23 protein-coding genes are annotated in these 26,172 nt (G+C 66.8%); 15 read left to right on the top strand and 8 right to left on the bottom strand.

Features of this window, described 5'->3' with window-relative positions; all coding sequences use genetic code 11:
• The first annotated feature begins 184 nt into the window (after positions 1–184).
• The 3 genes from HWX87_RS08500 to HWX87_RS08490 all read left to right on the top strand — a co-directional run bounded on the left by HWX87_RS08500 (position 185) and on the right by HWX87_RS08490 (position 2,089).
• Positions 185–850: a nitroreductase gene (locus HWX87_RS08500; protein ID WP_176046712.1), complete on the top strand. Its 666-nt coding sequence runs from the start codon at positions 185–187 to the stop codon at positions 848–850.
• A 73-nt stretch (positions 851–923) separates the two neighbouring features.
• Positions 924–1,367, top strand: a complete 444-nt coding sequence (locus tag HWX87_RS08495) for a sodium:proline symporter (protein WP_176046792.1) — start codon at positions 924–926, stop codon at positions 1,365–1,367.
• A 221-nt stretch (positions 1,368–1,588) separates the two neighbouring features.
• On the top strand, positions 1,589–2,089 hold the full coding sequence (locus tag HWX87_RS08490) for a hypothetical protein (protein WP_176046711.1): 501 nt from the start codon (positions 1,589–1,591) through the stop codon (positions 2,087–2,089).
• Positions 2,090–2,151: 62 nt separating this feature from the next.
• On the opposite strand, the gene HWX87_RS08485 is transcribed toward HWX87_RS08490, so the two are convergent.
• The 3 genes from HWX87_RS08485 to HWX87_RS08475 form a co-directional block, all read right to left on the bottom strand.
• Positions 2,152–2,796, bottom strand: a complete 645-nt coding sequence (locus HWX87_RS08485; protein WP_176046710.1) for a glutathione S-transferase — start codon at positions 2,794–2,796, stop codon at positions 2,152–2,154.
• A 103-nt stretch (positions 2,797–2,899) separates the two neighbouring features.
• The gene (locus tag HWX87_RS08480; RefSeq protein ID WP_176046709.1) at positions 2,900–4,072 is read right to left on the bottom strand and encodes a porin; all 1,173 of its coding nucleotides are present in this window, start codon (positions 4,070–4,072) and stop codon (positions 2,900–2,902) included.
• Between the two features lie 158 nt (positions 4,073–4,230).
• The gene (locus HWX87_RS08475) at positions 4,231–5,064 is read right to left on the bottom strand and encodes a LuxR C-terminal-related transcriptional regulator (RefSeq protein ID WP_176046708.1); all 834 of its coding nucleotides are present in this window, start codon (positions 5,062–5,064) and stop codon (positions 4,231–4,233) included.
• A gap of 241 nt (positions 5,065–5,305) precedes the next feature.
• Between HWX87_RS08475 and HWX87_RS08470 the strand changes: the two genes are divergently transcribed.
• From HWX87_RS08470 to HWX87_RS08430, 9 genes are all read left to right on the top strand, one after another.
• The gene (locus HWX87_RS08470) at positions 5,306–6,427 is read left to right on the top strand and encodes a polyamine ABC transporter substrate-binding protein (RefSeq protein WP_176046707.1); all 1,122 of its coding nucleotides are present in this window, start codon (positions 5,306–5,308) and stop codon (positions 6,425–6,427) included.
• 11 nt (positions 6,428–6,438) lie between these two features.
• Entirely contained in the window at positions 6,439–7,578 is a 1,140-nt protein-coding gene (potA, locus tag HWX87_RS08465; protein ID WP_176046706.1) for a polyamine ABC transporter ATP-binding protein, read from the top strand.
• Positions 7,579–7,585: 7 nt separating this feature from the next.
• Entirely contained in the window at positions 7,586–8,500 is a 915-nt protein-coding gene (locus tag HWX87_RS08460; RefSeq protein WP_176046705.1) for an ABC transporter permease subunit, read from the top strand.
• Positions 8,497–9,399, top strand: a complete 903-nt coding sequence (locus tag HWX87_RS08455; protein WP_176046704.1) for an ABC transporter permease subunit — start codon at positions 8,497–8,499, stop codon at positions 9,397–9,399. Before HWX87_RS08460 ends, HWX87_RS08455 begins: the two co-directional genes overlap by 4 nt.
• Before the next feature lie 21 nt (positions 9,400–9,420).
• Positions 9,421–10,986, top strand: coding sequence for a DUF3138 family protein (locus tag HWX87_RS08450; RefSeq protein ID WP_176046703.1), 1,566 nt, complete (start codon positions 9,421–9,423; stop codon positions 10,984–10,986).
• A 26-nt stretch (positions 10,987–11,012) separates the two neighbouring features.
• Positions 11,013–12,305, top strand: a complete 1,293-nt coding sequence (locus HWX87_RS08445; RefSeq protein WP_176046702.1) for an FAD-binding oxidoreductase — start codon at positions 11,013–11,015, stop codon at positions 12,303–12,305.
• 71 nt (positions 12,306–12,376) lie between these two features.
• Positions 12,377–12,757, top strand: coding sequence for a cupin domain-containing protein (locus HWX87_RS08440; RefSeq protein ID WP_176046701.1), 381 nt, complete (start codon positions 12,377–12,379; stop codon positions 12,755–12,757).
• 45 nt (positions 12,758–12,802) lie between these two features.
• Entirely contained in the window at positions 12,803–14,218 is a 1,416-nt protein-coding gene (locus HWX87_RS08435; protein ID WP_176046700.1) for an amidase family protein, read from the top strand.
• Between the two features lie 25 nt (positions 14,219–14,243).
• On the top strand, positions 14,244–15,734 hold the full coding sequence (locus HWX87_RS08430) for an aldehyde dehydrogenase (RefSeq protein ID WP_176046699.1): 1,491 nt from the start codon (positions 14,244–14,246) through the stop codon (positions 15,732–15,734).
• 54 nt (positions 15,735–15,788) lie between these two features.
• On the opposite strand, the gene HWX87_RS08425 is transcribed toward HWX87_RS08430, so the two are convergent.
• The 3 genes from HWX87_RS08425 to HWX87_RS08415 form a co-directional block, all read right to left on the bottom strand.
• Positions 15,789–16,301, bottom strand: a complete 513-nt coding sequence (locus HWX87_RS08425) for a DUF4262 domain-containing protein (RefSeq protein ID WP_176046698.1) — start codon at positions 16,299–16,301, stop codon at positions 15,789–15,791.
• 74 nt (positions 16,302–16,375) lie between these two features.
• The gene (locus tag HWX87_RS08420; RefSeq protein WP_176046697.1) at positions 16,376–18,220 is read right to left on the bottom strand and encodes an ABC transporter ATP-binding protein; all 1,845 of its coding nucleotides are present in this window, start codon (positions 18,218–18,220) and stop codon (positions 16,376–16,378) included.
• 105 nt (positions 18,221–18,325) lie between these two features.
• On the bottom strand, positions 18,326–19,345 hold the full coding sequence (locus tag HWX87_RS08415; protein WP_176046696.1) for an alpha/beta hydrolase: 1,020 nt from the start codon (positions 19,343–19,345) through the stop codon (positions 18,326–18,328).
• A 148-nt stretch (positions 19,346–19,493) separates the two neighbouring features.
• Between HWX87_RS08415 and HWX87_RS08410 the strand changes: the two genes are divergently transcribed.
• Positions 19,494–20,090, top strand: a complete 597-nt coding sequence (locus tag HWX87_RS08410) for a TetR/AcrR family transcriptional regulator (RefSeq protein ID WP_176046695.1) — start codon at positions 19,494–19,496, stop codon at positions 20,088–20,090.
• Positions 20,091–20,148: 58 nt separating this feature from the next.
• On the opposite strand, the gene HWX87_RS08405 is transcribed toward HWX87_RS08410, so the two are convergent.
• Together HWX87_RS08405 and HWX87_RS08400 are read right to left on the bottom strand one after the other, a co-directional pair.
• The gene (locus HWX87_RS08405) at positions 20,149–22,110 is read right to left on the bottom strand and encodes an ATP-binding protein (RefSeq protein ID WP_176046694.1); all 1,962 of its coding nucleotides are present in this window, start codon (positions 22,108–22,110) and stop codon (positions 20,149–20,151) included.
• 56 nt (positions 22,111–22,166) lie between these two features.
• A complete protein-coding gene (locus HWX87_RS08400) occupies positions 22,167–22,805 on the bottom strand; it encodes a response regulator transcription factor (protein ID WP_176046693.1) in 639 nt (212 codons plus the stop codon).
• 531 nt (positions 22,806–23,336) lie between these two features.
• On the opposite strand from HWX87_RS08400, the gene HWX87_RS08395 reads away from it, so the two are divergent.
• Both HWX87_RS08395 and HWX87_RS08390 read left to right on the top strand, forming a co-directional pair.
• Positions 23,337–25,289 (top strand): HAMP domain-containing sensor histidine kinase, encoded by a 1,953-nt coding sequence (locus HWX87_RS08395; RefSeq protein WP_244137636.1) that lies wholly within the window; start codon positions 23,337–23,339, stop codon positions 25,287–25,289.
• 109 nt (positions 25,290–25,398) lie between these two features.
• Positions 25,399–25,965 (top strand): TetR/AcrR family transcriptional regulator, encoded by a 567-nt coding sequence (locus HWX87_RS08390; protein WP_176046692.1) that lies wholly within the window; start codon positions 25,399–25,401, stop codon positions 25,963–25,965.
• Positions 25,966–26,172 lie beyond the last annotated feature (207 nt).

Here is a 26,172-nt window from a genome sequence, read left to right as displayed (position 1 = left end):
GCCGTGGATGCGACGGAGCGTGCTGTGCCCGTACCATTCGCTCGACCGCCGTCGCCAGATCGTTACAATGCAGCCGCGGAATACGGCGAGATCGCCGCAGTGCGGCAGAATCACACCTTTGGCCGGCGGCGAGCCAATCTCCAACAATGGCAGTACGGGTTCAAATTTGCAGAAAAGGGAACCGATGAATAGACCAGACAAGTCGTCGAAAGCGCGTGCAGCGCTGGATCAACTGTTTTCGGGCATGGCGCCTGCGGACGCGACGCGCTCATCGCCGCGCCCCGGCAATCCGTTCGAAGCGGCGGGCGACGAGGTGTCCAGTGCATCCGGCGGCCGCGTCGAAGTCACGCTGTCGACCCGGATCCAGTTGCGCGGCTATCCGAGCGCCGATGCGTTCATGAAGCGCATGGCCGAAGCATGGGGGCTGGAATGGGGGACGTACGACAGCATCCGGGCCGTGGCGACGCTGCCGGCCGGATGGCGCTCGCGCCGCCTTCCGGAAGTCACGCAGATCGTCGACGAACACGACGTGTTGCGCGCCGAGAGCAGCCTGCAGGGCGGCGAGATGTCGTATCTGAAAGTGCACCCGCGCTACTTCATCGACGCGCGCAAGCGCTTCGGCTGGAGCAAGTCGTCGAAGGCGTCCGACGATCCGGATCTGGACGGCCCCGACTGGAACTGCTTCGTGATCGACCGCGAAAAGTCCGTCGACATGCACGAACTCACGACGTCGTCGCTGAAAGCCGACATGGACAACGCTCGCGCGACATTGCTGAAATGGCTCGACGAGCACTATCCGAAGCATCGCGACCCGTTTGCGTACTGGTCGGATTGCGAGCGCCCTGCGTAATGCCGCACGGCGACTCCACGCATCCGCCGGTCGCGATGGTGGACGACCATTGAAACAAATCCGTCTGGCCCCGATGCTCTGGGCGGCGTTCGGTGCGGCGGTCGGATCGACCGTCATCGAGCTGCTGCTCTGGGCGATCGTCGGCGATGACGCCGTTCGGAACCTGCTTCGCGACGCGCGCCTCACGGCGGCCATCGTGATGGGGCGCAGCGTGCTCGGTGCGCCCGGCGGTTTCGATCCGCTGGTCATGGGTGTGGCGACACTCGTGCATGCCGCGCTTTCGCTGGCCTATGCAGCCGTGCTGGCGCGGCTGGTCCATGGATGGTCGCTGCGCGCCACGCTGCTCGCCGGCGGCGCGTTCGGCCTCATCCTGTACGGCGTCAACCTGTACGCCTTCACGGCAATCTTCCCGTGGTTCATCGCGGTTCGCGGCGCGATCACGCTGGTGGCCCATCTGGTATTCGGGGTCACGGCAGCGGTTGTCTACCGCGTCGCGGCTCGCCCGGCCATGCGCTGAGCCCGGCTGCGCGTGCCGAGGGTTGCGGCCACGGCCATTCGCATCCAGACCCCAGGAATAACCCGGCAGGCCGCATCGTTTAGCCGTCAGGAGACCCTGCACGACGACGCGGCGAGCCAAGACCGCCGCGCGATCGATCGTGTGCAAGCAAACCGGTGTACCGGGCGCCGCCAGCGGCACCGGGGATCGAGTGGTCGGGGGCAACAACGCAGGAGCCGATCATGTGCAACCTGTTTCGATCCGTGGCAGGCATCGTCTGTCTCGGTCTTTCCACGTCCGTCCTTGCGCAGATGATCGACGATCCGTCGGACAACGGCTCGAACTGTCGCGCGGTCGTCGCGCAAGCGGACATCGACGGCACGGCGCAGCAAATCGTCGGACGCGCATGCCTGCAAAGCGACGGCACCTGGCAGATCGTGCAAAGTGCCGACGGTAGCGTGCTGTGGTATCCGGTGGCAGCCTATCCGTATGACGACCCGTGGTACTGGGGGCCGCCGCTGTTCATCGGCGCGGGCGTGAGCTTCATCTTCGTCGATCGATTCCATCGCTTCCACCACTTCGATCACGTCGACCACTTCAACCCGATCGGTCATCGCCGCTTCGGCGTCCCGGTGGGCGCGGGCTTTCACCATGGCACGTTCCCGGTCGGTACGAGTCACGAATTCGGCGGCATGCACCGGTTCGGCGGCATGGGCGGGGCGGGAGGCATGCGGCGACATTAGGCCGGCAGTCGGAGGTTCTCGAGACCTTCCGGCAAGCCGTTCCGCTGCCGGCCCGATGCCTGTCAGTCGAGCTTGCCGCGCAGGTCGTCGAACGGGATCATCACGTGCGTGCGATACGCGGGCCGCGTCTGCAGGCGTTCGTACCACGCTTGCACGTGCGGTATGTCCGGCCGCGCGATGTCGAGTTCGAAGTAGCGATACAGATGCGTGCCGACCGTGATGTCGGCGAGCGTGATCGCGTCGCCGGCGAGAAACGGCTGCCCGGCCAGCACCGCGTCGAGCAGCCGGAAATGCTGCGCGCACTGCGCGATGCTCTGCTCGACGCGCACGGTGTCGCGCTGCTCGGGCGGCGTCCGGTAGTAACCGCGGAACACGCCATTGAGGAACACCGGTTGCAGCGTCGTCTGCGCCCAGTCCATCCAGCGGTCGGCGCGCGACTGTTCGGCAGGGTCGTCGTGCCAGAAGCCGGGGCGTCCGTAACGCGCGGCTAGGTAGCGCAGGATGCTGTGCGATTCCCATACGACGGAACCTTCGTCGTCGATCAGCGGCACGCGTCCGTGCGGATTCATCGCGAGAAATTCGGGCGTATCGAGCACGCCGAACCGGCCGCCGGCCGGTACGTGCCGATGCGCGAGCGCGAGCTCGTCGACGAGCCACATCACCTTCTGGACGTTGAACGCGTTGCGTCGTCCCCATACCGTCAGCATGCCGGCCTCCTTGCGTCGTGTGGAACCTGAAGCAGGACAGTGTAAACGCCGCAGGCGCGCACCGTGGTGCGCGCCTGCCAGCAGTCGTCGTGCGACGATGCGATCAGAACTTGTGGCGAATGCCGACGATCGCGAGTTCCTGCGTGTCGGTGCCGGAGTTCACGCCGTACGAGCCGACCGACGCGGCCGCTTTCACCGTCGCGCCGCTCGCGTTGAGCGTGTTGCCGCTCGCCTTCTGATAGCCGAACAGCGCATACAGGTCGGTGCGCTTCGACAGTGCGTAGTCCGCGCCGAGGTTGACCTGGTTGTAGTGCGCGGAAGCCGGGCCCGTCAGCGACGTGTAGTTATAGCCGACGCCCGCGCGCAGCGTCGGCGAGAACTGCCAGTTGAAGAACGCCGAACCGTTATTGAACTTCGCGTTCTGGCTGAACGCCGACAGCGTGTCCGCACCGTACTGCGTATTCGAATACGCGAGACCGAAGGTCGCCGGACCGGCCACGTACTGGCCGGCCACGCGCACGATCTGGATCGACTTCGCGCTCGAGAAGCCCTGGTTGATCACGGTGTTGAACAGCGTGTCCGAGCTGCTCGACCACGTGCGCACGCCATTGGCGACCGTCGTGCCGCCGTTTGCGTAGAAGAAGCCGGCGCCGAGCGACAGCGGGCCGTTCGCGTAGCTCGCGCCGAAGCTGTACGTGCGACCGTTGCCGGTCGAGCCCGCGACGCCGCCGAAGCCGTACAGGGCCGCGAACTGGAAGCCCGAGATCAGCGGGCTCGTGTACTTCACCGAGTTACTGACGCGCAGGCTGTTGTCGTAGTTGTCGAGGTCGCCCGGCGTCGCGAACACGCCGCCGAAATAGTTGTCCTGCGTGAGGCCCTGCACGAGATCGACGACCGGATCGTACTGGCGGCCGAGCGTCACGGTGCCGTAGGTGCTGCTCGCGAGGCCGACGACGGCCTTGCGGCCGAATTCGCGACCACCCTGGCCGAGTGCCCCGGTGCCGATGTTGAAGCCGTTTTCGAGCTGGAACAGCGCGGACAGGCCGCTGCCGAGATCCTCGATGCCGCGCAGCCCCCAGCGGCTGCCCGACAGGTTGCCGCTGCTGAACTTGACGAGGCTCGACGCGTTGCCGCCGGTCCCGTTCTGCGCGTTGTGTACGTACGCGATGCCCGCGTCGGCGATGCCGTACAGCGTGACGCTGCTTTGCGCGTGCGCGCCGGCGGCGTAGAGCGCGGCCGGCAGCGCGAGCAGTGCGAATGACCGGATTCGTTTCATTGTTGGATTCCCCCGTTGGTCGATTGGTCTGACGAGTCGGTGAACGATACGGACGGCGCATCGTCGAGGGAACCAATAAATTGTCGAATCGTTATGAAGCGGCGCGGAGATGGATGCGCGCGCAACGGGTGCGACGTCGGGAGCCCGATGTGCCGGACCTACGCGTCGTGCCGTCGCGACGCGTTTCGCAGCACGAGCGTCATCAGTTGCCGCCGCGACTCGACGCCGAGTTTCGCGAATGCGCGCTTCGCGTACGTGTCGATGGTGGACGTCTTGAGCCCCATCGATTGCGCGATCGCGGCCGACGTCATGCCCTGGATGAACGATGCGCACACGTGCATCTCGCGCGCGGTCAGCCGTTCCTGCCATTCGGGCAGCCATTGCGCGACGAGGTCGAGATCGAGTTCGTCGCGCGACGTGTCGTCGGCGCAGATCGCGCCGAGCAGCCGCTTGTGCGCGGACGCCATCGGCAGCACGACCTGCGACAGGTGCTTCAGCAGACTCAGCTCCTTCAGCGAGAACGGCGGCAACCGCCGCGAGCGCGCGATCGAGATCGAGTAGCGCGTGCCGCCCGTCACGCCCGCGATCACGCATTCGTCGTGAATGTCGCCGGCGTCGAAAAACAGGTGCCGGAGTTCGCTCGCGACGCGCTGCGCGGAGACCTGCAGCAACTGCACGTCGCTTTCGGTTTCGATCGCCGCGTACGTTGCATCGTCGCTCGCGTAGCTCCGGTAGTAGTGACGCATCACCTGCGCGACCAGCTCGGGCTCGCGGCCGAAGCTGCCGATCCAGCCGACGTTGCGCCGGCCCGCCGCCGCGCCGCGTTCGTAGTCGAGGTGCACGGCGTCGAAGTCGACGTAGCGCACGAGTGTGTCGTAGACGGCGCGCATGAACTGCGGCGTCCCGACCGCTTGCGCGATATCGCCCAGCGTTTCGGTCACGAACGCGACGTGGCTCAGCGGGAGATCGGGGGCGGGAAGCGCAGCGCTCATGGCGTCGGGTGTCGAAGATTTCAGGTGGCGCTACAGGTATCACGAATATTTTCGACTGCCTACACGGGAATCTACCCAAGCAGCCCCGCACGACGTCGCCGTTTGTCCCGGTTTTCGGGACTGACGCTGCGGGCCGCGATCTCTACATTGACCCTTGTGCCGAATACCGCTTGACGGCGTTGACGCGAGTCCGGACCCGGACCGGGCGCGACGGCCGATCCCCATCACAAGGAGAATCCCCATGCGTATCCCTATCCGTCGTCAACCGGCCCTGCGTGCCGCGCTCGTCACGTCGGCGGTGCTGGCTCTCGCGGCCAGCCTGTCCGCCCGCGCGGGCGACACCAACCTGAACGTGTACAACTGGTCGGAGTACGTCGCGAAGGACACGGTGCCGACCTTCGAGAAGCAGTCGGGTATCAAGGTGCGCTACGACAGCTACGACAGCGACGACACGCTGCAGACCAAGTTGCTCGCGGGCAGCTCGGGCTACGACATCGTCGTGCCGACGTCGAACTATCTTGCGCAGCAGATTCAGGCCGGCGTGTACCAGAAGCTCGACAAGTCGAAGCTGCCGAACCTCGCGAACCTCGACCCGGTGCTGATGAAGATGATCGCGAAGGCCGACCCCGGCAACCAGTACGGCGTGCCGTGGGCATGGGGCACGACGGGGATCGGCTACAACGTCGAAGCCGTGCGCAAGCGGCTTGGCGACAGCGCGCCGACCGACAGCTGGGCATTGCTGTTCGATCCGGCGAATGCGGCGAAGCTGAAAGGCTGCGGCATCTCGCTGCTCGATGCGCCGGACGCCGCGTTCGCGGCGGCGCTGCAGTACATGGGCAAGGATCCTGAGAGCAAGAACCCGGCCGACTACCAGGCCGCCTACGACGTGCTGAAAAAGATTCGCCCGTACGTGACGCAGTTCAGTTCGGCCGGCTATGCGGACGATCTCGCGAACAACGACGTGTGCGTCGTGCTCGGCTGGTCGGGCGACGTGAGCATCGCGCGGCGGCGCACGCTGGACGCGAAGCGGTCGTACGAGATCCGCTATGTGAATCCGAAGGAAGGCGGCCTGCTGTGGTTCGACGTGATGGCGATTCCGAAGGATGCACCGCACCCTGAGGCCGCGCTGAAGTGGATCAACTACATCGAGGATCCGAAGACCAACGCGGCGATCACGAACGAGATCTTCTATCCGAGCGCCAACAAGGCCGCGCGCGCATTCGTGACGCCGGCGATCGTGCAGGACCCGAGCATCTACCTGTCCGACGCGACGATCGCAAAGACATCGCTCGCGATGCCGCGAAGCGCCGACATCGCACGGATGCAGAACCGTTTGTGGCTGCAGCTGAAGTCGGGCGGTTGAGGGAGACGACGATGATCCGAATGCTCCCCGCTGCGCCGGCCGTGGCCGGCGCACGCTCCGATACGGCCGCGTTCGTGCGTATCGAAAACGTCGTGAAGAAATTCGGCGACAGCACGGCCGTCGACAACGTGAACCTGACGATCGCGAAGAACGAATTGTTCGCACTGCTGGGCAGCTCGGGCTGCGGCAAGTCGACGTTGCTGCGCATGCTCGCCGGGCTGGAAACGGCGACCTCCGGCAAGATCTTCGTCGACGGCGAGGACCTCGCGTCGCTGCCGCCGTACCGCCGCCCGGTGAACATGATGTTCCAGTCGTACGCGCTGTTCCCGCACATGACGGTCGAATCGAACGTCGCGTTCGGCCTGAAGCAGGAAGGCACGCCGAAGAACGAGATCAAGGAGCGCGTGGCCGATGCGCTCGCCCTCGTGCAGATGAGCAAGTATGCGCAGCGCAAGCCGCATCAGCTGTCCGGCGGCCAGCAGCAGCGCGTCGCGCTGGCCCGTTCGCTGGTCAAGCGCCCGAAGCTGCTGCTGCTCGACGAGCCGATGTCGGCACTCGACAAGAAGATCCGCCAGAAAACCCAGCTCGAACTCGTGAACATCATCGAGAGGGTCGACGTGACCTGCGTGATGGTCACGCACGACCAGGAAGAGGCGATGACGATGGCCAGCCGCCTCGCGGTGATGAGCGAAGGCAAGATCGTGCAGATCGGCGCGCCGGGTGAAGTCTACGAATTCCCGAACAGCCGCTTCTCGGCCGAATTCATCGGCTCGACCAACCTGTTCGAAGGCCGCGTGGTCGAGGACGAACCCGATCACATCTTCGTCGAGAGCGACGACCTCGAAGCGCGCATGGTCGTGAGCCACGGCATCACCGGCCCGCTCGGGATGCCGGTCGGCATCTCGGTGCGCCCGGAGCGTATCCACGTGTCGCGCGAGAAGCCCGGTTCGAAACACAACTGGGCGCGCGGCGTCGTGACCGACATCGCGTACATGGGCAGCTACTCGCTGTACCACGTGCGCTTGCCGAGCGGCAAGACGGTGGTGTCGAACCTGTCGAGCTCGCACCTGATGAGCGACAACGCGCCGGCGTGGAACGACGACGTGTTCGTGTCGTGGTCGCCGGCCGGCGGCGTCGTGCTGACGCAATGAGGACGACATGACGAAACCTTCCGTTTCCACCTTGTCGCGCTGGCTGCCGTCGGGCCGTAGCGTCGCGATCGGCGTGCCGTACCTGTGGCTCGTGATCTTTTTCGCGCTGCCGTTCGTGCTGGTGCTGAAGATCAGCTTCGCCGACCCGATGCTCGGCATCCCGCCGTACACGGCGCTCGCGCGGCTGGAGGCCAGCACGGTGCGGTTGGTGCTGTCGCTGAAGCACTACGCGCTGCTGCTGCAGGACGACCTGTACCTGAACACGTACGTCAGTTCGCTGAAGATGGCCGCCGCGTCGACGCTGATGTGCCTGCTGGCCGGCTACCCGATCGCGTACTGCATCGCACGCGCGGCGCCGGCGCGCCGCAACCTGCTGATGATGGCCGTGATGCTGCCGTTCTGGACGTCGTTCCTGATCCGCGTCTATGCCTGGGTCGGGATCATGAAGGACGACGGGCTGCTGAATCACGCGCTGGCGGCGCTCGGCATGATCGCGACGCCGCTGCGCCTGTATCACACCGACGCGGGCGTCTACATCGGGATGGTCTATTCGTACCTGCCGTTCATGGTGATGCCGCTGTACGCGCACCTCGTGAAGATGGACCTGACGCTGCTCGAGGCCGCGAACGACCTCGGTGCGACGCCGTGGTCCGCGTTCTGGCGCATCACGCTGCCGCTGTCGAGGAACGGCATCGTCGCGGGCAGCCTGCTGGTGTTCATCCCGGCCGTTGGCGAGTACGTGATCCCCGAACTGCTCGGCGGCGCGAACACGCTGATGCTCGGCCGCGTGATGTGGGATGAGTTCTTCAACAACATGGACTGGCCGATGGCGTCCGCGGTGACGGTGACGATGGTCCTGGTGCTGCTCGTGCCGATGGCGCTGCTCCATTACAGCCAGACTGAAGCGGAGGCACGACAATGACCCGGGCGAATCGCCTCCTGTCCGCGAGCGTGCTGGGCGCGGGCTTCCTGTTCCTGTACGTGCCGATCGTCAGTCTGGTCGTCTATTCGTTCAACGCGTCGAAGCTCGTGACGGTGTGGACCGGTTTCTCGCTGAAGTGGTACGGCGCGCTGCTGCACGATGACGAGCTGCTGACGGCCACCGCGTCGGTCGCGATCGGCACGTGGGCCGGTTTCGTGCTGGCCCGCATGGGGCGCTTCCGCGGCTTCACGCTGTATGCCGCGATGATCAACGCACCGCTGGTGATTCCGGAAGTGATCCAGGGCATCTCGCTGCTGCTGTTGTTCGTCGCGATGCAGCAGACCTTCGGCTGGCCGGCCGGGCGCGGCTGGCTGACGATCTGGATCGGCCACGTGATGTTGTGCCTGTCGTTCGTCGCGGTGATCGTGCAGTCGCGCGTGAAGGAGCTCGACCGCTCGATCGAGGAAGCCGCGCTTGACCTCGGCGCGCGGCCGGTGAAGGTGTTCTTCGTGATCACGTTGCCGCTGATCGCACAGGCGCTGGTGTCCGGCTGGCTGCTCGCGTTCACGGTGTCGATCGACGACGTGATCCTGTCCGCGTTCCTGTCGGGCCCGGGCTCGACGACGCTGCCGCTCGTCGTGTTCTCGCGCGTGCGGATGGGGCTGAATCCGGAGATGAATGCGCTCGCGACGGTGTTCATCACGCTCGTGACGATCGGCGTCGTCGTCGTGAACCGCGCGATGCTGGCCCGCGAGCGGCGGCAGGCGCGCGACGCGCGCGCGTGGCATGCCGCATCCGCGCTCGATTCGCCGGCTCCGTCTTCCGCCTTGCCCTTGCCGTCTGCCCGCCCGTCGGCCGCGCAGCCCCGGCATGCCCCCGCACCGCATCCCGTGAAGTGAATGACGACCAGGAGACTTTCCGTGAAAAAGAAATTGCTTTGCGCGCTGATCGCCGGCGCGCTGCCGGGGCTCGCCGCCGCCAATTCGAGCGCCGACCAGATCAGGGCGCTGCAACAGCAGCTCGCGGTGCTGCAGCGGCAGATGAGCGCGCTGCAGTCGCAGCTCGCCGCGAAACCGGCGGCCGCGCCGGTTGCGTCGAATGCGGCGTCCGCCGCGGCTGCGGCCGACCCGTCCGCGCCCGGCTACGGGCAGGCGCAGGCCGTGCTGACCAACGACGACGTGACGGAAATTCGCCAGCAGGTCGCGAACCAGCAACTGAAGGTCGATTCGCTGACCGATGCCGCCCGCACGGGCCCGATCGCGGGGCTGTCGGTGACGGGCTATCTCGACCCGACCTACCTGTACAACCGCGGCGGCGGCACGTCGTCGTTCCAGTTCGCGAATCATGAGAACGCATACACCTACTACAACAGCACGTTCGGCGACGTGTTCCTCGACATCAAGAAGACCTTCGGCGTCGGCCCGACCGCGCCGTCCGCGGAAATCACGCTGATGCCGAACCGCGGTGCAGGCTTGTCGATGATGACGGGCAGCGGCGCGAGCGGGCTCGACATCGTGAACACGGCGGTCGTCACGGTGCCGCTGTCGGGCACGACGTCGCTCGTCGGCGGGCTCGTGCTTGGCTTCGGCGGCTACGAGTACCAGCAGTCGAACCAGATGCTCACGCTCACGCACAACCTGCTGTACGACTTCTCCGACCCGGGCTCGTCGATCGGCGCGGGCGTCAACTACCAGAGCGCGGATGGCCACTGGGCGTGGAAGTTCTTCGTCGGCAACGAGCAGTTCCGCAGCGCGGGCGCGCTCACGCAGACGGGCGTCAACGCGCTCGGCGACCCGATCACGACCAGCAACAAGGTGCCGACCTTCACCGCGCGCGTCGACTATATGCACGGCAGCGCGCTCGACCTCGGCGGCTCGATCAACATCGGCCGCCAGACGCTGGTGAGCGCGGTCGATCCGACGACCGGCAACGTGCGTTACGGTGTCGGCGGCAATGCGCCGAGCGCGTACGGCGCGTTCTTCTTCGGCGAAGCCGATGCGACTTACACGGTGGCCGATGCGCAGTACAACGCGGAACTCGACTACGGCCAGCAGCAGCACGGCGCGTTCAACGGCGGGCTCGCGCAGTGGTTCGGGCTGTCGCTGCTCGCGCACCGCAAGTTCAATGCGCCGGTGGTCGGGCGCATGGGCGCGACGTTGCGCTACGATCTGCTCGTGAACCGGAAGAACGGCGGAGGCGGCTCGTCGATCGGCCTGAACGGCAACGGGATGGATCCATACAACGGCTTCGGCATCGACGCGGATTGCCTCGCGCAGTCGAAGGCGAACGGCGGCGTCGGCTTCGAGTGCAAGGGAGCGACACGGCAGGCGGCGGCGTTCGACCTGCTGTTCTACCCGACCCAGCAGGTGACGGTGAAGGTCGAATACCGGCACGACTGGGCGAGCAACAAGGTTTTCCTGCGTCACGACGGGTCGTATGCGAAGTCGAACGACCTGCTCGCGACCCAACTCATCTACGCGTTCTGACGCGACACCGTTCGCGAGTCTTACCTATGCTCAAGTTCAAGAACCAGCAACATGTTCAGTCGTACTATGCAGCGACGGTCAACAACCGGGTGCGTCATCCGGCGCTCGACGGGGCCGTGAATGCCGATGTGTGCGTGATCGGCGGCGGGCTGACGGGCCTGTCCGCGGCGCTCGATCTCGCCGAGCGCGGCCATTCGGTCGTGCTCGTCGAAGCGTCGAAGATCGGCTGGGGCGCAAGCGGGCGCAACGGCGGCCAGCTGATCGCCGGGTACTCGTGCGACATCGACACGTTTGCCGCCCATCTGCCGGAGGACGACGTGCGGCGTATCTGGGCAATGGGGCTGGAGTCGGTCGACATCGTCCGGCAGCGGGTCGAACGGCACGGTATCGATTGCGACCTGACCTTCGGCTACCTGACCGCCGCGAACAAGCCGCGCCATCTCGACGCGCTGCGCGCATGGCGCGATGCGGCGGCGAGCCGCTTCGGCTATCGCGGCTACGAGATCGTCGAGCGGGCCGACATGCAGCACTTCGTCGCATCCGACCGTTACGTCGGCGGCCTGCGTCACGAAGGCAGCGGCCACCTGCATCCGCTGAACTACACGCTCGGCCTCGCGCGCGCGGCACGCGAAGCCGGCGTGACGATCCACGAGGACACGCCCGCGCTCGCGCTCGATCGCGCCGCGCCGTACCACCGCGTCCGGTGCGTGCGCGGGCACGTGGATGCCCGCTATGTCGTGCTGGCGTGCAATGCGTATCTCGGGCAGCTGGCGCCGTCGGTCGCGCGCAAGATCATCCCCGTCGCGACTTACCTGGTTGCCACGGAGCCGCTCGGCGACGCACGTGCGGCGCAGACGATGCCGGCCGATGCGGCGATCAGCGACTGCAATTCGGCGCTCGACTATTTCCGGCTGACGCGCGACCGCCGGCTGCTGTGGGGTGGCAAGGCCAGCAGCTCGACGAACACGCCGCGCGACCTTGCGGCCGCGATGCGGCGCGACATGCTGAAGACGTTCCCGCAGCTTGCCGACGTGCGGATCGACTACGCGTGGGGCGGCCTGATCGACGCGACGATGAACCGCGCGCCGCATTTCGGCCGGCTCGAGCCGACCGTGTATTTCGCGCAGGGCTTTTCCGGGCACGGCGTCAACGTGACCGGCCTGGCGGGGCGGCTGATCGCGGAGGCGATCGATGCGCAGGCCGCGCGCTTCGACCTGTTCGGCCGGATTCGTCATCGCGACTTCCCGGGCGGGCGCATGCTGCGCGCGCCGATGCTGGCGCTCGCGATGGCGTGGCACCGGATGGCGGACCTGCTGTGACCCGCGCGGGCCGGCTCGACCGGCCGCGCGGCACCGAATCGTTTCGAACCCCTGATGCCCTGGAGGCAACCATGACCAACATCACGAATCTCGTCGACCTGATGCGGGCGCCGGCAAAGCTCACGCAGAGCCGCGTGCCGAGCGGGCTGCTGCTCGACGGCAACCCGATGCAGACGCTGTCGCATCACTACATCAGCCCGTGCGGGCAGTTCAGTTGCGGGATCTGGGAATGCACGCCCGGCCGCTGGACGATCGAGTACGACGAGTCGGAGTATTGCGAGATGCTGAGCGGCGTCGCGAGCGTGCGCGACGCGGACGGTCGCGAACGCGTGCTGCGAGCCGGCGACCGTTTCGTGATTCCGCCGGGCTTTCGCGGCACGTGGGAAGTCGTCGAAACGTGCCGCAAGATCTACGCGTCGCACGCACCGCAGGCTGCGCGGCCGGGCGTCTGACGCGGCCGAGTCAATCCAACCATCGAGATCAACGAGGAGCAACCCATGACCCAGGAATTGTGGCGTCTCAGCGCGGCGGAGATGGCCGCGCATGTCGCACGGCGCGACGTGTCGGCAACGGAACTCACGCGCAGCTGCCTGCAGCGGCTCGAGCAGGTGAACCCCTTCATCAACGCGATCGTCGACGTGATGGCCGACAGCGCGCTGCAGGCGGCGTCGGACGCCGATGCCGCGATCGCGCGCGGCGCGCCGGTCGGCCCGCTGCACGGCGTGCCGGTGACCGTGAAGATCAACGTCGACACGGCCGGACACGCGACGACCAACGGTGTGCGCGCGTTCGCCGACCTGATCGCGCAGGAAGACAGCCCGGTGACCGCGAACCTGCGCAAGGCCGGCGCGATCGTGATCGGGCGCAGCAACGCGCCGGCGTTTTCGTACCGCTGGTTCACCGACAACGAACTGCACGGCCGCACGTTGAATCCGTGGGATGCATCGCTGACGCCGGGCGGCTCCAGCGGCGGCGCGGCGGCGGCGGTGGCCGCCGGCATCGGCGCGATCGCGCACGGCAACGACCTCGGCGGCTCGATCCGCTACCCGGCCTACGCCTGCGGGGTCGCGGGGCTGCGGCCGAGCACCGGGCGCGTGCCGGCGTACAACCCGACACAATCGAAGGACCGCACGCTCGCGGTGCAGCTCGCATCGGTACAGGGCCCGCTCGCGCGGACGGTGGGCGACTTGCGTCTTGCGCTCGACGCAATGTCGGCCGGCGACGCACGCGACGCGTGGTGGATGCCGGTTGCGCCGGCTGCGCGCGAGGCCGCATTCCCCGCGCGCGTGGCGATGTGTGCCGAGCTGCCCGGCGTGCCGGCCGACCCGACGGTCGTCGACGCGATCCGGCAGGCCGCACGCTGGCTCGAAGACGCCGGCTGCATTGTCGAGGAAGCGACGCCGCCGCGGTTCGCCGAAGCGTGCGAACTGTGGCTCGACCTCGTGACCAACGAGGCGCGCAGCGGGCTCGGCGACGTGATCATGCAGCATGGCGACGCAGCGATCCGCACCGCGTTCGCGAGCCAGCGCAATCTCGCGGCGCCGCTGGATCTTGCCGGCTACATGAACGGCCTCGCGCGGCGCACGGCGCTGCTGCGCGACTGGCAGCAGTTCTTCGCACGCTATCCGCTGGTGTTGATGCCCGTGTCGTGCGCGCGGCCGTTCGCGGTCGACGCGGATTTGCAGGGCGATGCGGCGATGCGCGAGATCGTCGACCGGCAGGGGCCGCTGCTTGCAACCGCGCTGCTCGGGCTGCCGGGTTTGTCGGTGCCGACCGGCATCCGCGACGGCGTGCCGACCGGCGTGCAACTCGTCGCCGGACGCTTCCAGGAAGCGCTGTGTCTCGCCGCGGGCGAAGCGATCGAGGCGCGCGCGGGCCTTTTCACGCCGATCGATCCGGTTCGCGGATCGTGATGCGCGACCTGTCACGAGGAAACCCATGAATCAAACGACATTCGAAGACTGGCAGGCCCGCGCGGCCATGCTGCGGGTCGAAGGGCGCGCATTCATCGATGGCGAGGCGCGCGACGCGCATGCCGGCGCGACCTTCGCCTGTGTGAGCCCGATCGACGGGTGCGTGCTCGCGCACGTGGCCGATTGCGGCACCGATGACGTCGACCGCGCAGTCGCCGCCGCGCGCCGCGCGTTCGATGCGCAGGCGTGGGCCGGCCTGAATCCGCGGGCCCGCAAGGCCGTGCTGCAGCGGTGGGCCGCACTGATGCGCGAGCACGCGGACGAGCTCGCGTTGCTCGAGACGCTCGATACCGGCAAGCCGATCGCCGACACCACGGCGATCGACATCCCGGCCGCCGCGCATTGCGTCGACTGGTACGCGGAAGCGGTCGACAAGATCGGCGGCGAAGTCGCGCCGGCCGACCCTCATCTCGTCGGGCTCGTGACGCGCGAGCCGATCGGCGTCGTCGCGGCCGTCGTACCGTGGAATTTCCCGCTGCTGATGGCCGCATGGAAGTTCGCGCCGGCGCTCGCGGCTGGCAACAGCGTGGTGCTCAAGCCGTCGGAGAAATCGCCGCTGACCGCGATCCGTGTCGCGCAGCTCGCGTGCGACGCCGGCATTCCGGCCGGCGTGTTCAACGTCGTGCCGGGCGGCGCGGAGCCGGGCAGGGCGCTGGCGCTGCATCGCGACGTCGACTGCATCGCGTTCACGGGGTCGACGCGCACCGGGCGGCAGATCATGGCGTGCGCCGCGCAATCGAACCTGAAACGCGTGTGGCTCGAACTGGGCGGCAAGTCGCCGAACATCGTGCTGCCCGATTGCCCCGATCTCGACCGGGCCGCGCAGGCGGCCGCCGATGCGATCTTCTTCAATATGGGCGAAGTGTGCACGGCCGGCTCGCGCCTGCTCGTGCACCGCGACATCAAGGACGCATTCGTCGCGAAGCTGGTCGATGCGTCGCGGCGCTTCGCGCCCGGGCATCCGCTCGATCCCGCGGTGACGATGGGCGCGATCGTCGATCGCATGCAGCTCGACCGCGTGATGGGCTACATCGGTCTCGGGCGCGACGAAGGCCGCCTCGTGACGGGCGGCTCGCGCGTGCGCGAGGAGACGGGCGGGTTCTATGTCGAGCCGACGCTGTTCGAGGTGAAGCCCGATGCGACGATTGCGCGGGAGGAGATCTTCGGGCCCGTGCTGTCGGTGATCGCGTTCGACGATGTCGACGAAGCCGTACGCATTGCCAACGATACCGAGTACGGGCTCGCGGCGGCCGTCTGGTCGGCCGATCTGTCGACCGCGCATGCCGTCGCGCGGCGCTTGCGCGCGGGCACCGTATGGGTCAACTGCTACGGCGACGGCAGCGACGACATGAATTTTCCGTTCGGCGGCTACCGGCAGTCGGGCAATGGCCGCGACAAGTCGCTGCATGCGCTCGACAAATACACCGAGCTGAAATCGACGATCGTACGGCTGTAACGTCGCGATGCGCGGCACGCTTGCAAGAACGTGCCGCGCGAAACGCCGCACGGGTCAGTGGCGATCGTCGCCCGGCACGAACAGCCGCGGTTGCGCGGCGTTCAACGTATCGTCCGCTTCCGGCTGCCACGGGAAAACCCCGTCGCGGTCGGGCCACAGCAGCTGGACGCACGGGAAGTCGTCGTTGCCGTAGAACCAGCGGTTCCAGCCGAGATGGGCTGCGTAGTGTTCTTTCGCGACCGGCATCAGCAGCGCGTTCGCATTGCTGTAGACGGAATCCGTGACTTCGCCGACCGGTGGTGGCGTGCCGGCCGCGACCATGCGGTAGACGTCCCACAGTACGTCGTGGACGATGCGCGCCGGCAACGAGAACACGATGATTTCCGGGAAGCCGTGGTTGACCCACAACCCGGTCGTGAACGAGAAGCCCGGTTCGCCGCCTTCCGCAAACACTTCCGTGCGGAACCATCCGTGCTGGCGAATCTGATGCACGAAGCGTTGCTCGTCTTCCTCGAGCGCCGAATCGGGTGCATTCAAAGCAGTGGCGATATCCGGTCGCGTGGTCATGCGGGCTCCTTGGGTGGGCGTCGGTCAAATCCGCCGACAACCGATGTGCCGCCATGTTGCCATGGCCGTCGCGCTTACTGAACCGCTTCCTCCGTTTCGCCGAGGAACCCGCCGCTCTGGTGCGCCCACAGCGCCGCATAGATGCCGCCCGCGTTCAGCAGCTGCTGGTGCGTGCCTTCCTCGACGATGCGCCCTTCGTCGAGCACGATCAGCCGGTCCATTGCCGCGATCGTCGACAGCCGGTGCGCGATCGCGATCACCGTCTTGCCGCTCATCAGCGTGTCGAGGCTGCGCTGGATCGCGACTTCGACCTCGGAATCGAGCGCGCTGGTCGCCTCGTCGAGCACGAGGATCGGCGCGTCCTTGAGCATCACGCGCGCGATCGCGACGCGCTGCCGCTGGCCGCCGGACAGCTTCACGCCGCGCTCGCCGACCTCGACGTCGTAGCCGCTGCGCCCGTGGCGGTCGCGCAGCCGGTCGATGAACTCGGTCGCTTCGGCCCGCACGGCCGCCTCCTGCATCTCGCGCTCGGTCGCATCGGGCCGCCCGTACAGCAGGTTCTCGCGCATCGTGCGGTGCAGCAGCGACGTATCCTGCGTGACCATCCCGATCGCGCTGCGCAGGCTGTCCTGCGTCACGTGCGCGATGTCCTGCCCGTCGATCCGGATCACGCCGCCGCCGACGTCGTAGAAGCGCAGCAGCAAGTTCACGAGCGTCGACTTGCCGGCGCCCGAGCGGCCGATCAGGCCGATCCGCTCGCCCGGCCGGATCGTCAGGTTCAGCCCGTCGAACACCGTGCGGTCGTTGTCCTCGTGCGCGAACTGCACGTTGTCGAACACGATCCCGCCGCGCTGCACGGCAAGCGGCTTCGCATCGGGCGCGTCGACCACGCTGCGCACCTTCGTCAGCGTGTTGATGCCGTCCTGGATCGTGCCGACGTTCTCGAACAGCTCGGTCATTTCCCACATGATCCAGTGCGAATAGCTCGACAGGCGCAGCGCCATCGCGATCACGGCCGCGACGACGCCCGCGCTCGCTTCGCCGCGCATCCACAGATAGAGCGCGAGCCCGGCCGAGCCGACCAGCAGCAGCGTCGACAGCAGGTGGTTGACGATCTCGAACGCGCTGACGAGCCGCATTTGCGCGTCGCCGGTCGCCTTGAACGCTTCCATCGCGCGCCGGGCGTGGTCGGCTTCCCGCCGCGTGTGCGAGAACAGCTTCACGGTCGTGATGTTCGAGTACGCGTCGGTGATGCGGCCCGTCATCAGCGCGCGCGCGTCGGCCTGCCGGCTGCCGACGGCGCCCAGGCGCGGCACGAAATACGCGCACGCGGCGCCGTAGCCGAGCGCCCACAGCAAGAGCGGAATCATCAGCCGCCAGTCGAAGCTGGCCGCCAGCACCAGGATGCCGATCAGGTACGCGGTGACGCCGATCACGACGTCGACCGACATGAACAGCGCGTCGCGCACCGCGAGCGCGGTCTGCATGATCTTGGTCGTCACGCGGCCCGCGAACTCGTTCGCGTAGAACGACAGGCTCTGGTCGAGCATCAGCCGGTGAAACAGCCAGCGCAGCCGCATCGGGAAGTTGATCGCGAGCACCTGGTGCTTGACCATCGTGTGCAGCGCGATCAGCAGCGCGCTGCCGGCGAGGATCGCCGCGAAACCGACGAGCGTGCCGAAGTGGCGGCCGCCGAAATCCGCTGGCGTCGACGTCGACAGCCAGTCGACCACGTGCCCCATCATCGCGAACAGCGCCGCTTCATAGGCGGCGAGTGCGGCCGAGGTCAGCGCGATCAGCAGGATCCAGCTGCGTGCGCCTTTCGTGCACGCCCAGACGAACGAGAAGAATCCCTTCGGCGGCGTAACGGGATCTTCGAGCGGGAAAGTCGGCAGGCGACGTTCGAACCACGAATACATTGAGACTTCTCCTTGGTGCGGCCACGCGGGACGGCGCGACCGGTATTGCCTGATGCCTGTTTCATCTGCCGCGCCATTCGCGGCGCCGCCGGGTTGCACACGTGTTCACTGCGACCGGATCCACGCCTCGATCGGGCCGAGCGTACCCGGCGCATACGCGTGGCGCCCGAGCGCCATGTACAGCCAGGTCTTCCACGTCGGCCAGTCGGACTCGAGCTGATAGTCGAACCAGCCGGCGCGCAGCAAAGCATGCGTCGCACCGGGCACGACCACGATGCGGCGGTCGGGCCGGTTTGCGAACGCACGCACGTAGGTGCCCGCTTCGTCGACCGGATCGACGTTGCGATCCAGCGCGCCCCATACGGCCAGCACGGGCCCCTGCATCGTTGCGAGCGCCTGCGAAGCGTCTTCGCGGTAGTTGCGCGCGATGAAGCCGAAGCGGCGCGGCTCGATGTCGGGGCGCAGGCGCGGATCGGCCGGCGCGCCTGCCTGACCGAAGATTGCGTCGTTGCTGCGTCGCTCGGCGGCCAGTGTCGCATCGATTCGATCCGCCTGCAGGCCGGTTGCCTGGAGCTGCTGCCGCGTCAGATAGGTGCCTTGCCGGCGCCAGCTGACGGCGCCGCCGACGATCACCGAGAACGCGGGCCGGACTGCATTGGCCACGCGCGGAATAACCCAGCCGCCCTGGGAAAAGCCCAGCAGGCCGACTTTGTGCGCGGGGCCGGCGACGGCGCGCACGCGCGCCATCGCGGCGATCGTTTCGCTCGCGCGATCCTGCATCGACTGTGCGAGCCAGTCGCCGCCGCTGCGGCCGGTGCCCTGCTTGTCCCACGCGAATACGCCGATGCCGGCGTCGAGCAGGCTGTTGACGAGCGGCAGCATGGCATCGTCGGCGAAGCGCGTGCGCGGGCCGTCGCCGTGGACGAGCAGCACGATCGGCGCGTCGGCCGCATGCGCCGGCAGCGCGAGCGTGCCGACGAGATCGGCGCCGCCGGCGCGGAACGTGAGCGTCGACACGCGCGCGTCCTTCAGCTCGAAGTCGGCCAGGCCGCGCAGCACGAGCGCACCGGCGGCGGCGAGCACGAACAGGACGAGCGCGATACCGGCAATGACGATGCGTTTCAAGGGTCCCTCGTGGTGGTCGTGCAGAGCGAATGCCGCAGGCGGCCCGTGACAGGCACGATGCCTTGACGCCTGTGCTGCATCGCAATGATAATAGATCGACTAATCAGTCTAATAAATATTCGAGCCATCGTCGAGCACGGAGTTCCCGTTGAGAAAGATCGATCCTGAAAGAGTGGAAGCGAAGCGGCGCCAGATCCTGGATGCCGCGATCGACTGTTTCGCACGCGACGGCTTCCATGCGACGTCCACGGCCGCGATCTGCAAGGCGGCCGGGATGAGCCCCGGCAACCTGTTTCACTATTTCCCGACGAAGGCGGCGATCATCGAGGCGATCGCGCAGGACGACCAGCGCGAGATGGCCGAATTGTTCGCGCGGCACGCGCACGCCGACGACGCGCTGGCCGCGATCGAGGAGATCGCGCTGGCGTTGATGGAACTGTCGAGCGATCCCGTCTATGCGCGCATCAGCATCGAGACCGCGGCCGAGGCGACGCGCAATCCCGATGTTGCCGCGCTGTTCGCGGCGAACGAGGCGCAGGTGAAAGGGCGGATGGTTGCGCTGATCAAGCGCGGCGTGGCGCAGGGGACGATCGACGGGAGCCTGAAACCGGATCTCGTCGCGACGTGGGTGCTCGCGCTGGCGGAAGGGGCGGTCTGTCGCGTCGTGTTCGAGCCGGGATTCAAGCCGCGCGCGCATCGCGCGATGCTGCGGACGATCATTCAGCGGATGTTGCGGCCGCAGTGACGATTGCTGTCCCCGATACCGCCCGACATCCTCGTCGTCGCGCGTTTCGGTCTTCGTCTCATCTGCCCTTCGGCGTACCCAGGCAGCGCACGATTGCCGAGCGCAGCTTGTCGCTCGGCACCGGCTTGTGCAGCAGCATGAAGCCGCCGTGCTGCGACCGGCCGGGCCGGCGCGCGGTGGTGTCGCCGGTGATCAGCATCGCGGGAATGGCCGCGTTGAATTCTTCGCGAATCCGTGCGATTGCGCCGATCCCGTTCTCGTCGCCGCGCAGGTGCAAATCGCAGATCAACAACGTCGGGCGTACGTCGCAGGTCGCCAAAAGCGCGATCGCGTCGTCGACCGACGACGCCACGACGACGCGGTATCCCCAGCGGGTGAGCAGCATCGCCATGCCCGCGCGGATGGCCGATTCGTCGTCGATCACCACGACGAGGTGCGCCGCCGCCGCGGCCTCGTCGAACGCGAACTCGTCGACGGCGGCCGCAGGCGGTTTCACGACCGCGTCCAGTCGCGCCAGGCGCAGTTCGAAGCACGAGCCCTGCCCGGGCGCCGAGCGCAGCGCCAGCGGGCACTCGAGCAGCTCCGCGAGGCGCCGCACGATCGCCAGGCCGAGGCCCACGCCCTGTTCGTGGCCGCGGTTGCGGTGGGGCAACTGGTAGTAGTCGTCGAACACGCGGCTTTGCTGATCGGCGGGAATGCCGCGCCCGGTATCGATCACTTGCAGGCGGACATGCGTGTGCGTGCGCCGGCAGCCCACCACGATCCGTCCCGCGTCGGTATAGCGCACCGCGTTCGACAGCAGGTTGCGCGCGATCCGCTCGATCAGCACCGGATCGGAGTCGACGACGACGGTGCTGGGCACGTACGACAGGTGCAGCCCCTTCGCGCGCGCGTCGACGGCCACGTCCCGGCACACCCGCTCCAGCACCGAATCGATCGCGAACGGCCTGCGATGGACGGGCACGACCCCCGCATCGAGCCGCGAGATGTCCAGGATCGCGGTGAACAGCTCGTCCATCGCATTGACGGACTGTTCGATGCGTTCGACGAGCAGCGCGCCATCGTCGGGCATCGGCACGTGCCGCAATGCGCCGACGAACAGGCTCAATGCGTGGACGGGCTGGCGCAGGTCATGGCTCGCCGCCGCGAGAAAGCTCGATTTGACGCGCACGGCTTCCGCGGCGAGATCCTTCTGCTGCCGGAAGCGTTCGGCCAATTGAGCGGCCTGCTGGTGTGCGTGTTCGGCGGTCCGTTGCGCGTGGATGAGCTGCAACTGCATCTCGATCTGGTCGCGCAGCTCCTCGACCAGCCGGATGTAGCGCTCCGAATAGGCGTTCTCCTTGCAGTCGAGCAGGCAGATCGTGCCGAACGTCGTCGTGTCCGGCCAGCGGATCGGCAGGCCGAGATACGAGACCATGTTCACGCGCAGGTCCGGATTGTTTCGCCAGCGTTCCGATCGTCGCGCGTTCGGCACGACCAGCGAGCGGCCGCTCTCGATCACCGCTTCGCAATAGAGCCCCGATCCATGCAGCTCGGCCGATTCGCCCGGATAGAACGGGTTGCCTTCGGATCGGCTCGCCACCAGCACGCGGATGTCCTTTCCGACGTTGCGCATGATCAGCGCGGCCGGCACGCCGACGATTTCCGCGATCAGATCGACGAGACGCTGCCAGCGCGCGATCACGTCGGCGGCCAGGTCGAACGGGACGTCAGGGGCTGCCGGTACGACCGGTGGCGGGGCTTCGCGTGGTTCGTCGGCGCGCGTCATGCACGGGCTCCCCGGGCACCACGCCCCGGACCCGGGGCCCGCATGCGGTATCGCGACCCGGCCCGGCGGCCGGAGCCCATGCCGCGCCCGCCGATTGGCACGTAAATGCGCATGAATGTCTGCCTGAGATCGTTCAAGCGTGCGAAGTGAATTGCAATCGCGCGCCTCGCACGCGGGCGCACCGGGGAGTTGAGGAACGCGCCACGGTTCGCGTATCGGGGCAGGGTTGTCATCAACACGCCCCGTTTGCATCGAGGATGCAGAAAAATTTAGGCGATCCACGCCGGCAACGCAATTCGCGCGTCAGGTCAGATGAGTCCGGCCTTCCTGCCGACGACTGCCGCCTGCGTGCGGTTGATCACGTTCAACGCCTTGAAGATCGCGGTGATATGCGCCTTGACGGTCTTTTCCGACAGACCGAGCTTGTCGGCGATGACCTTGTTCGGCACACCCTCTGCAAGATAGCGCAGCACTTCGACCTGGCGGGGCGTCAGCAACGCGTCGCGCGAAATCGTCGCCGCCCCGGCACTGTCCGGCTGCAGTGTCGCGTGTTCGTCGAGTACGAGCGGTGGCACGTAACGCTCGCCGCTGAGCGCGATCCGGATGGCGGACAGCAGCGTATGCGGGCTGGCCGATTTCGGCACGTAGCCCATCGCGCCTTGCGAGAACGCGGTGCGCACGGCGCCCGGATCTTCCGACGCCGACAGCACGATGACGGGAAGCCCCGGGCGCATCTTCGCGAACGCGGCGAGCGCATCGATCCCGTCCATGCCCCGCAGCTTCAGGTCGAGCACGACGGCGTCGAGGTCGACGTGCAGGTCGAGCAGGCGCAGCGCGTCATCGGCGCTGCTCGCCTGAACGACGACCGTGTCGGCGTCTTCCTGACGCAGCAGCATCTCCACGCCGTCACGCAGGATCGCGTGATCGTCGACGATCAGTATTTTCATGGGCGCGATCGGCCGTGGGAAAGCCGACGCCAGTCCGATATGAAGGAACTGGATTGTACAAGACGTAAGTCGTAATACTAAGGTCCTGTTTATCCGGTGTTTTCCTTGCGTCGAACGTCGCGTTTACATTCGATTGAAAAAGACCGAGACTCCATCGCGGCAGTGGGTAATGACAGGTGATTCAGGAGGTGCGGCACAGGATTCGTCAGCGTATGTCTGCCGTTGAATGCCGCCTGCAACCTGCGTGTATCGCAGTGCGAAGCAAGCGTGTGGCGGAAGGCCGTGGAGAGTCGGCGCACCGGAGCAGTCGAATCGAATATTTCACATGAAATAAAAATGGTGAAACGGCATATTTTTATTTTCCATGTGTCATTCGATGGCGAGACCATTGATTTCGATTGCGCGTCAATCGATGCGGGCGACGAGCGTTGTCAACGGCAATGACGTAATTCAGGAATCGAACATGACGTATCCCTATCCCGCGCGCGATGCCGCACCGGTTGTGCCCCGTGGTCGAAGCGGACGGGTGCCATGAGCTTCGACGGCCTCTCGATCCAACAGCGGATGGGCATCGGCTTCGTGCTCGTCGTGATGCTGACGATCGTGGCGTGTGGAACGATCGTCCTCGAAAGCTACCGGCAATACCGGCAGGGGAGCCTCGATTTGCGCGATTTCGGGCGGGTCGAGCGCGTGATGGTCGCGGCGAACCTGATTTCGGCCGAACGCTGGCCGGCCAACAATCTGCTTGCGTTGCAGCGGCGCGACCCGGCGGCAGAGGTGCAGGCCGTCGGCGATGCGCGGATGCGCTCGAACCTGGCACTCGACGCGCTTCGAACGGACATCGCGCAGGCGGTGACCATCGAGGCACCCGAGCGGCGGACCACGTTGCGTGCGCTCGAGTCGATCCGCGCCGAACTGGACGGCGCCCGCGGCGACGTCGACGCGCTCGCGGCGCGGCCGCTGGCGGCGCGCGCGGTGTGGCAGGTCCAGTCTGCGCAAGACCGGATGTTCGCGGTCGCCGACGATCTCGCGTCGCTGGCCAACGGCGTCATGGCAGGCACGGCAATGCGCAATCCGGAGACGGCGGGTTCGTTGATGCTCGCGCATCTGCTTGGCGACCTGCGCGAATACACCGGCCGGCTCGGCTCGTTGTTCGTCGCGTCGCTGATCAAGCGCGAGCCGATCGGCGAAGAGCGGCTCGCGAGCATCCTCCAGATGCGCGGACGCATCGTGCAACTGCGCGCGTTGATCGCCGGCGCGATCGCGCCGCTGCTCGCCGACACGACGCTCGCAAACGACTTCGCACGGCTGAACGACACGCTGGACGGCAGCTTCATGCCGCTTGTCGCGGCGACGATCCGCGCGAGCCGGACGGGCGCGTATACGATGAGCGCCGAGGACTTCGCGCGGCGGATCATGCGCGATCTCGGGTCGTCGGAGCAACTGCGCGACCGCGTGATCGAAATGACGAGCGCGCGCACCGTCGAGCTGCGCGATGCCGCCCGCGTCAAGATGGCCCTGTCCGTCGCGCAAGCGGCGATGTGCACGTTGATCCTGTTCCTGCTCGTGCGCGGCACGCAGCGGACGCTGTCGAAGCCGCTCGCCGAGCTGAGTCGCCGCATCGTGGCGCTGAGCCAGGGCGATGTGTCGCCGATCGCCCGGGTGCCGGGCGCGAGCCCGGAGATCGGGCGGGTGAACGACGCACTGGACATGCTGCGCGGCGCCCACGTTCGCCGTGCGGTGCTCGAACGGCAGCGCAGCGACATGCTGACGCTGTTCTCGCATGACATGCGCGCGCCGCTCACGTCGGTCGTCGTGCTCGTGAATGCGCCCGCCGAATGCTCGCCCGGCTGCACGCTGCGCGAGCGCCTGCATGAAATCGGCCGGCTGGCGCGCCATACGCTGGCGATGGCCGACGGTTTCGCGCAGGTCTCGAGGGCGGAGGCGGGCGAGTGCGTGTCGGAACTCGTCAACGTCGCTGACCTGATGAATCAGGCACGGGACGAAATCTGGCCGCGCGCGCAGGAAAAGCGGATTACCGTCGAGGACGTGCCGCGTTGCGACGAAGCGCTCGTGCACGGCGACCCGGCACTGCTGTCGCGCGCGCTGGCCAACCTGCTCGGCAACGCCGTCGAATACAGCGCACCCGATACCCGCATCGAGTGTACGGTCGGACTGAGCACGGATCGCGCATCGGTGCGCTGCGTGATCCGCGACTACGGCTACGGGATCGCCGCCGGCGAGCAGGCGCATCTGTTCGAGCGTTATCGGCGCTTTCGCCTGCCAGGGCAGCCCGATACGAAGGGCGTCGGGCTCGGAATGGCGTTTGCCAAGGCGGTCGTCGATCGGCATCGCGGCGAGATTCGCGTGGACAGCGCCGCCTGGCAGGGCACGACGGTGGTGCTGAGCCTGCCCGTGGCCGGGGCGGGCGATGCAGCGGAGAGCTTGAACCGCGAGACGCTGGCCGATCTCGTGCCGGGCTGAGGTCCGGCAACGACGAGCCGGCCGGTGCGTTCGCCGGGCGCCCGGACGCTTCATCATGCCCCCAAAAAACCCCTTGACTGTCTATCTATGAGTAGATAAAGTTCGATCCATGGAAACGAAACCGACCGTCCGCGAACAGATTCTCGACCACGCGATCACGCTGATGATGCTGCGCGGTTACAACGGCTTCAGCTATCGAGACCTGTCCGACCTGGTGGGCGTGAAGACGTCGAGCATCCACTACTACTTCCCGTCGAAGGACGATCTCGTGCTGGAAGCGGTGGCGGTTTATAGCGACGAGGTTCTCTCGGCGATGCGGGCGATCGATCCGGCGTTGCCGGCCGACGTGAAACTGAGCCTGTACACGAAGTTGTTCGGCCGCACGTTGGGCGACGGCAACCTGATTTGTCTGTGCGGGATGCTGGCGTCCGATATCGAAACGCTGCCGGAGACCGTGCGGCAGGCCGTCCAGGCGTTCTTCAAGGCCAACGAGAGCTGGCTGGCGGAATTGCTGAAGCAGGGCGCGCAGGAAGGCACGCTGCAGTTCAGCGGCGAGCCCGACACGGCGGCGCGCACGTTGTACGCGGCGTTCCAGGGCAGTGTGCTGGCCAGCCGGCTGTTTCACACGCGGGCGCGTCTCGAGGATGTCGAGGCCGTCTGGAAAGCGCGGTCCTGACGGACGGCGCAAGCAGCAAGGCGGTTCGCCGCCTTTTTATTGAGGTTTGTTGTCTATCTGTTGATAGATAGATGATTGGCGCAGATGGGGCAACCCGCTGCATTTTTTGGGGACGTTTATCTATCTATGAGTAGATAAACAAGCGTGATGCAGTCGGCAAGGCTGCCGGCACGCGGTCCCCGGTTCGAAGGCTGTTTCATTCATTTG

The sequence above is a fragment of the Burkholderia sp. BCC1644 genome (assembly GCF_902833225.1).
GTDB lineage: Bacteria > Pseudomonadota > Gammaproteobacteria > Burkholderiales > Burkholderiaceae > Burkholderia.
Note: the sequence above shows the minus strand (reverse complement) of the source record. Positions and strands in the feature narration are given on the sequence as shown.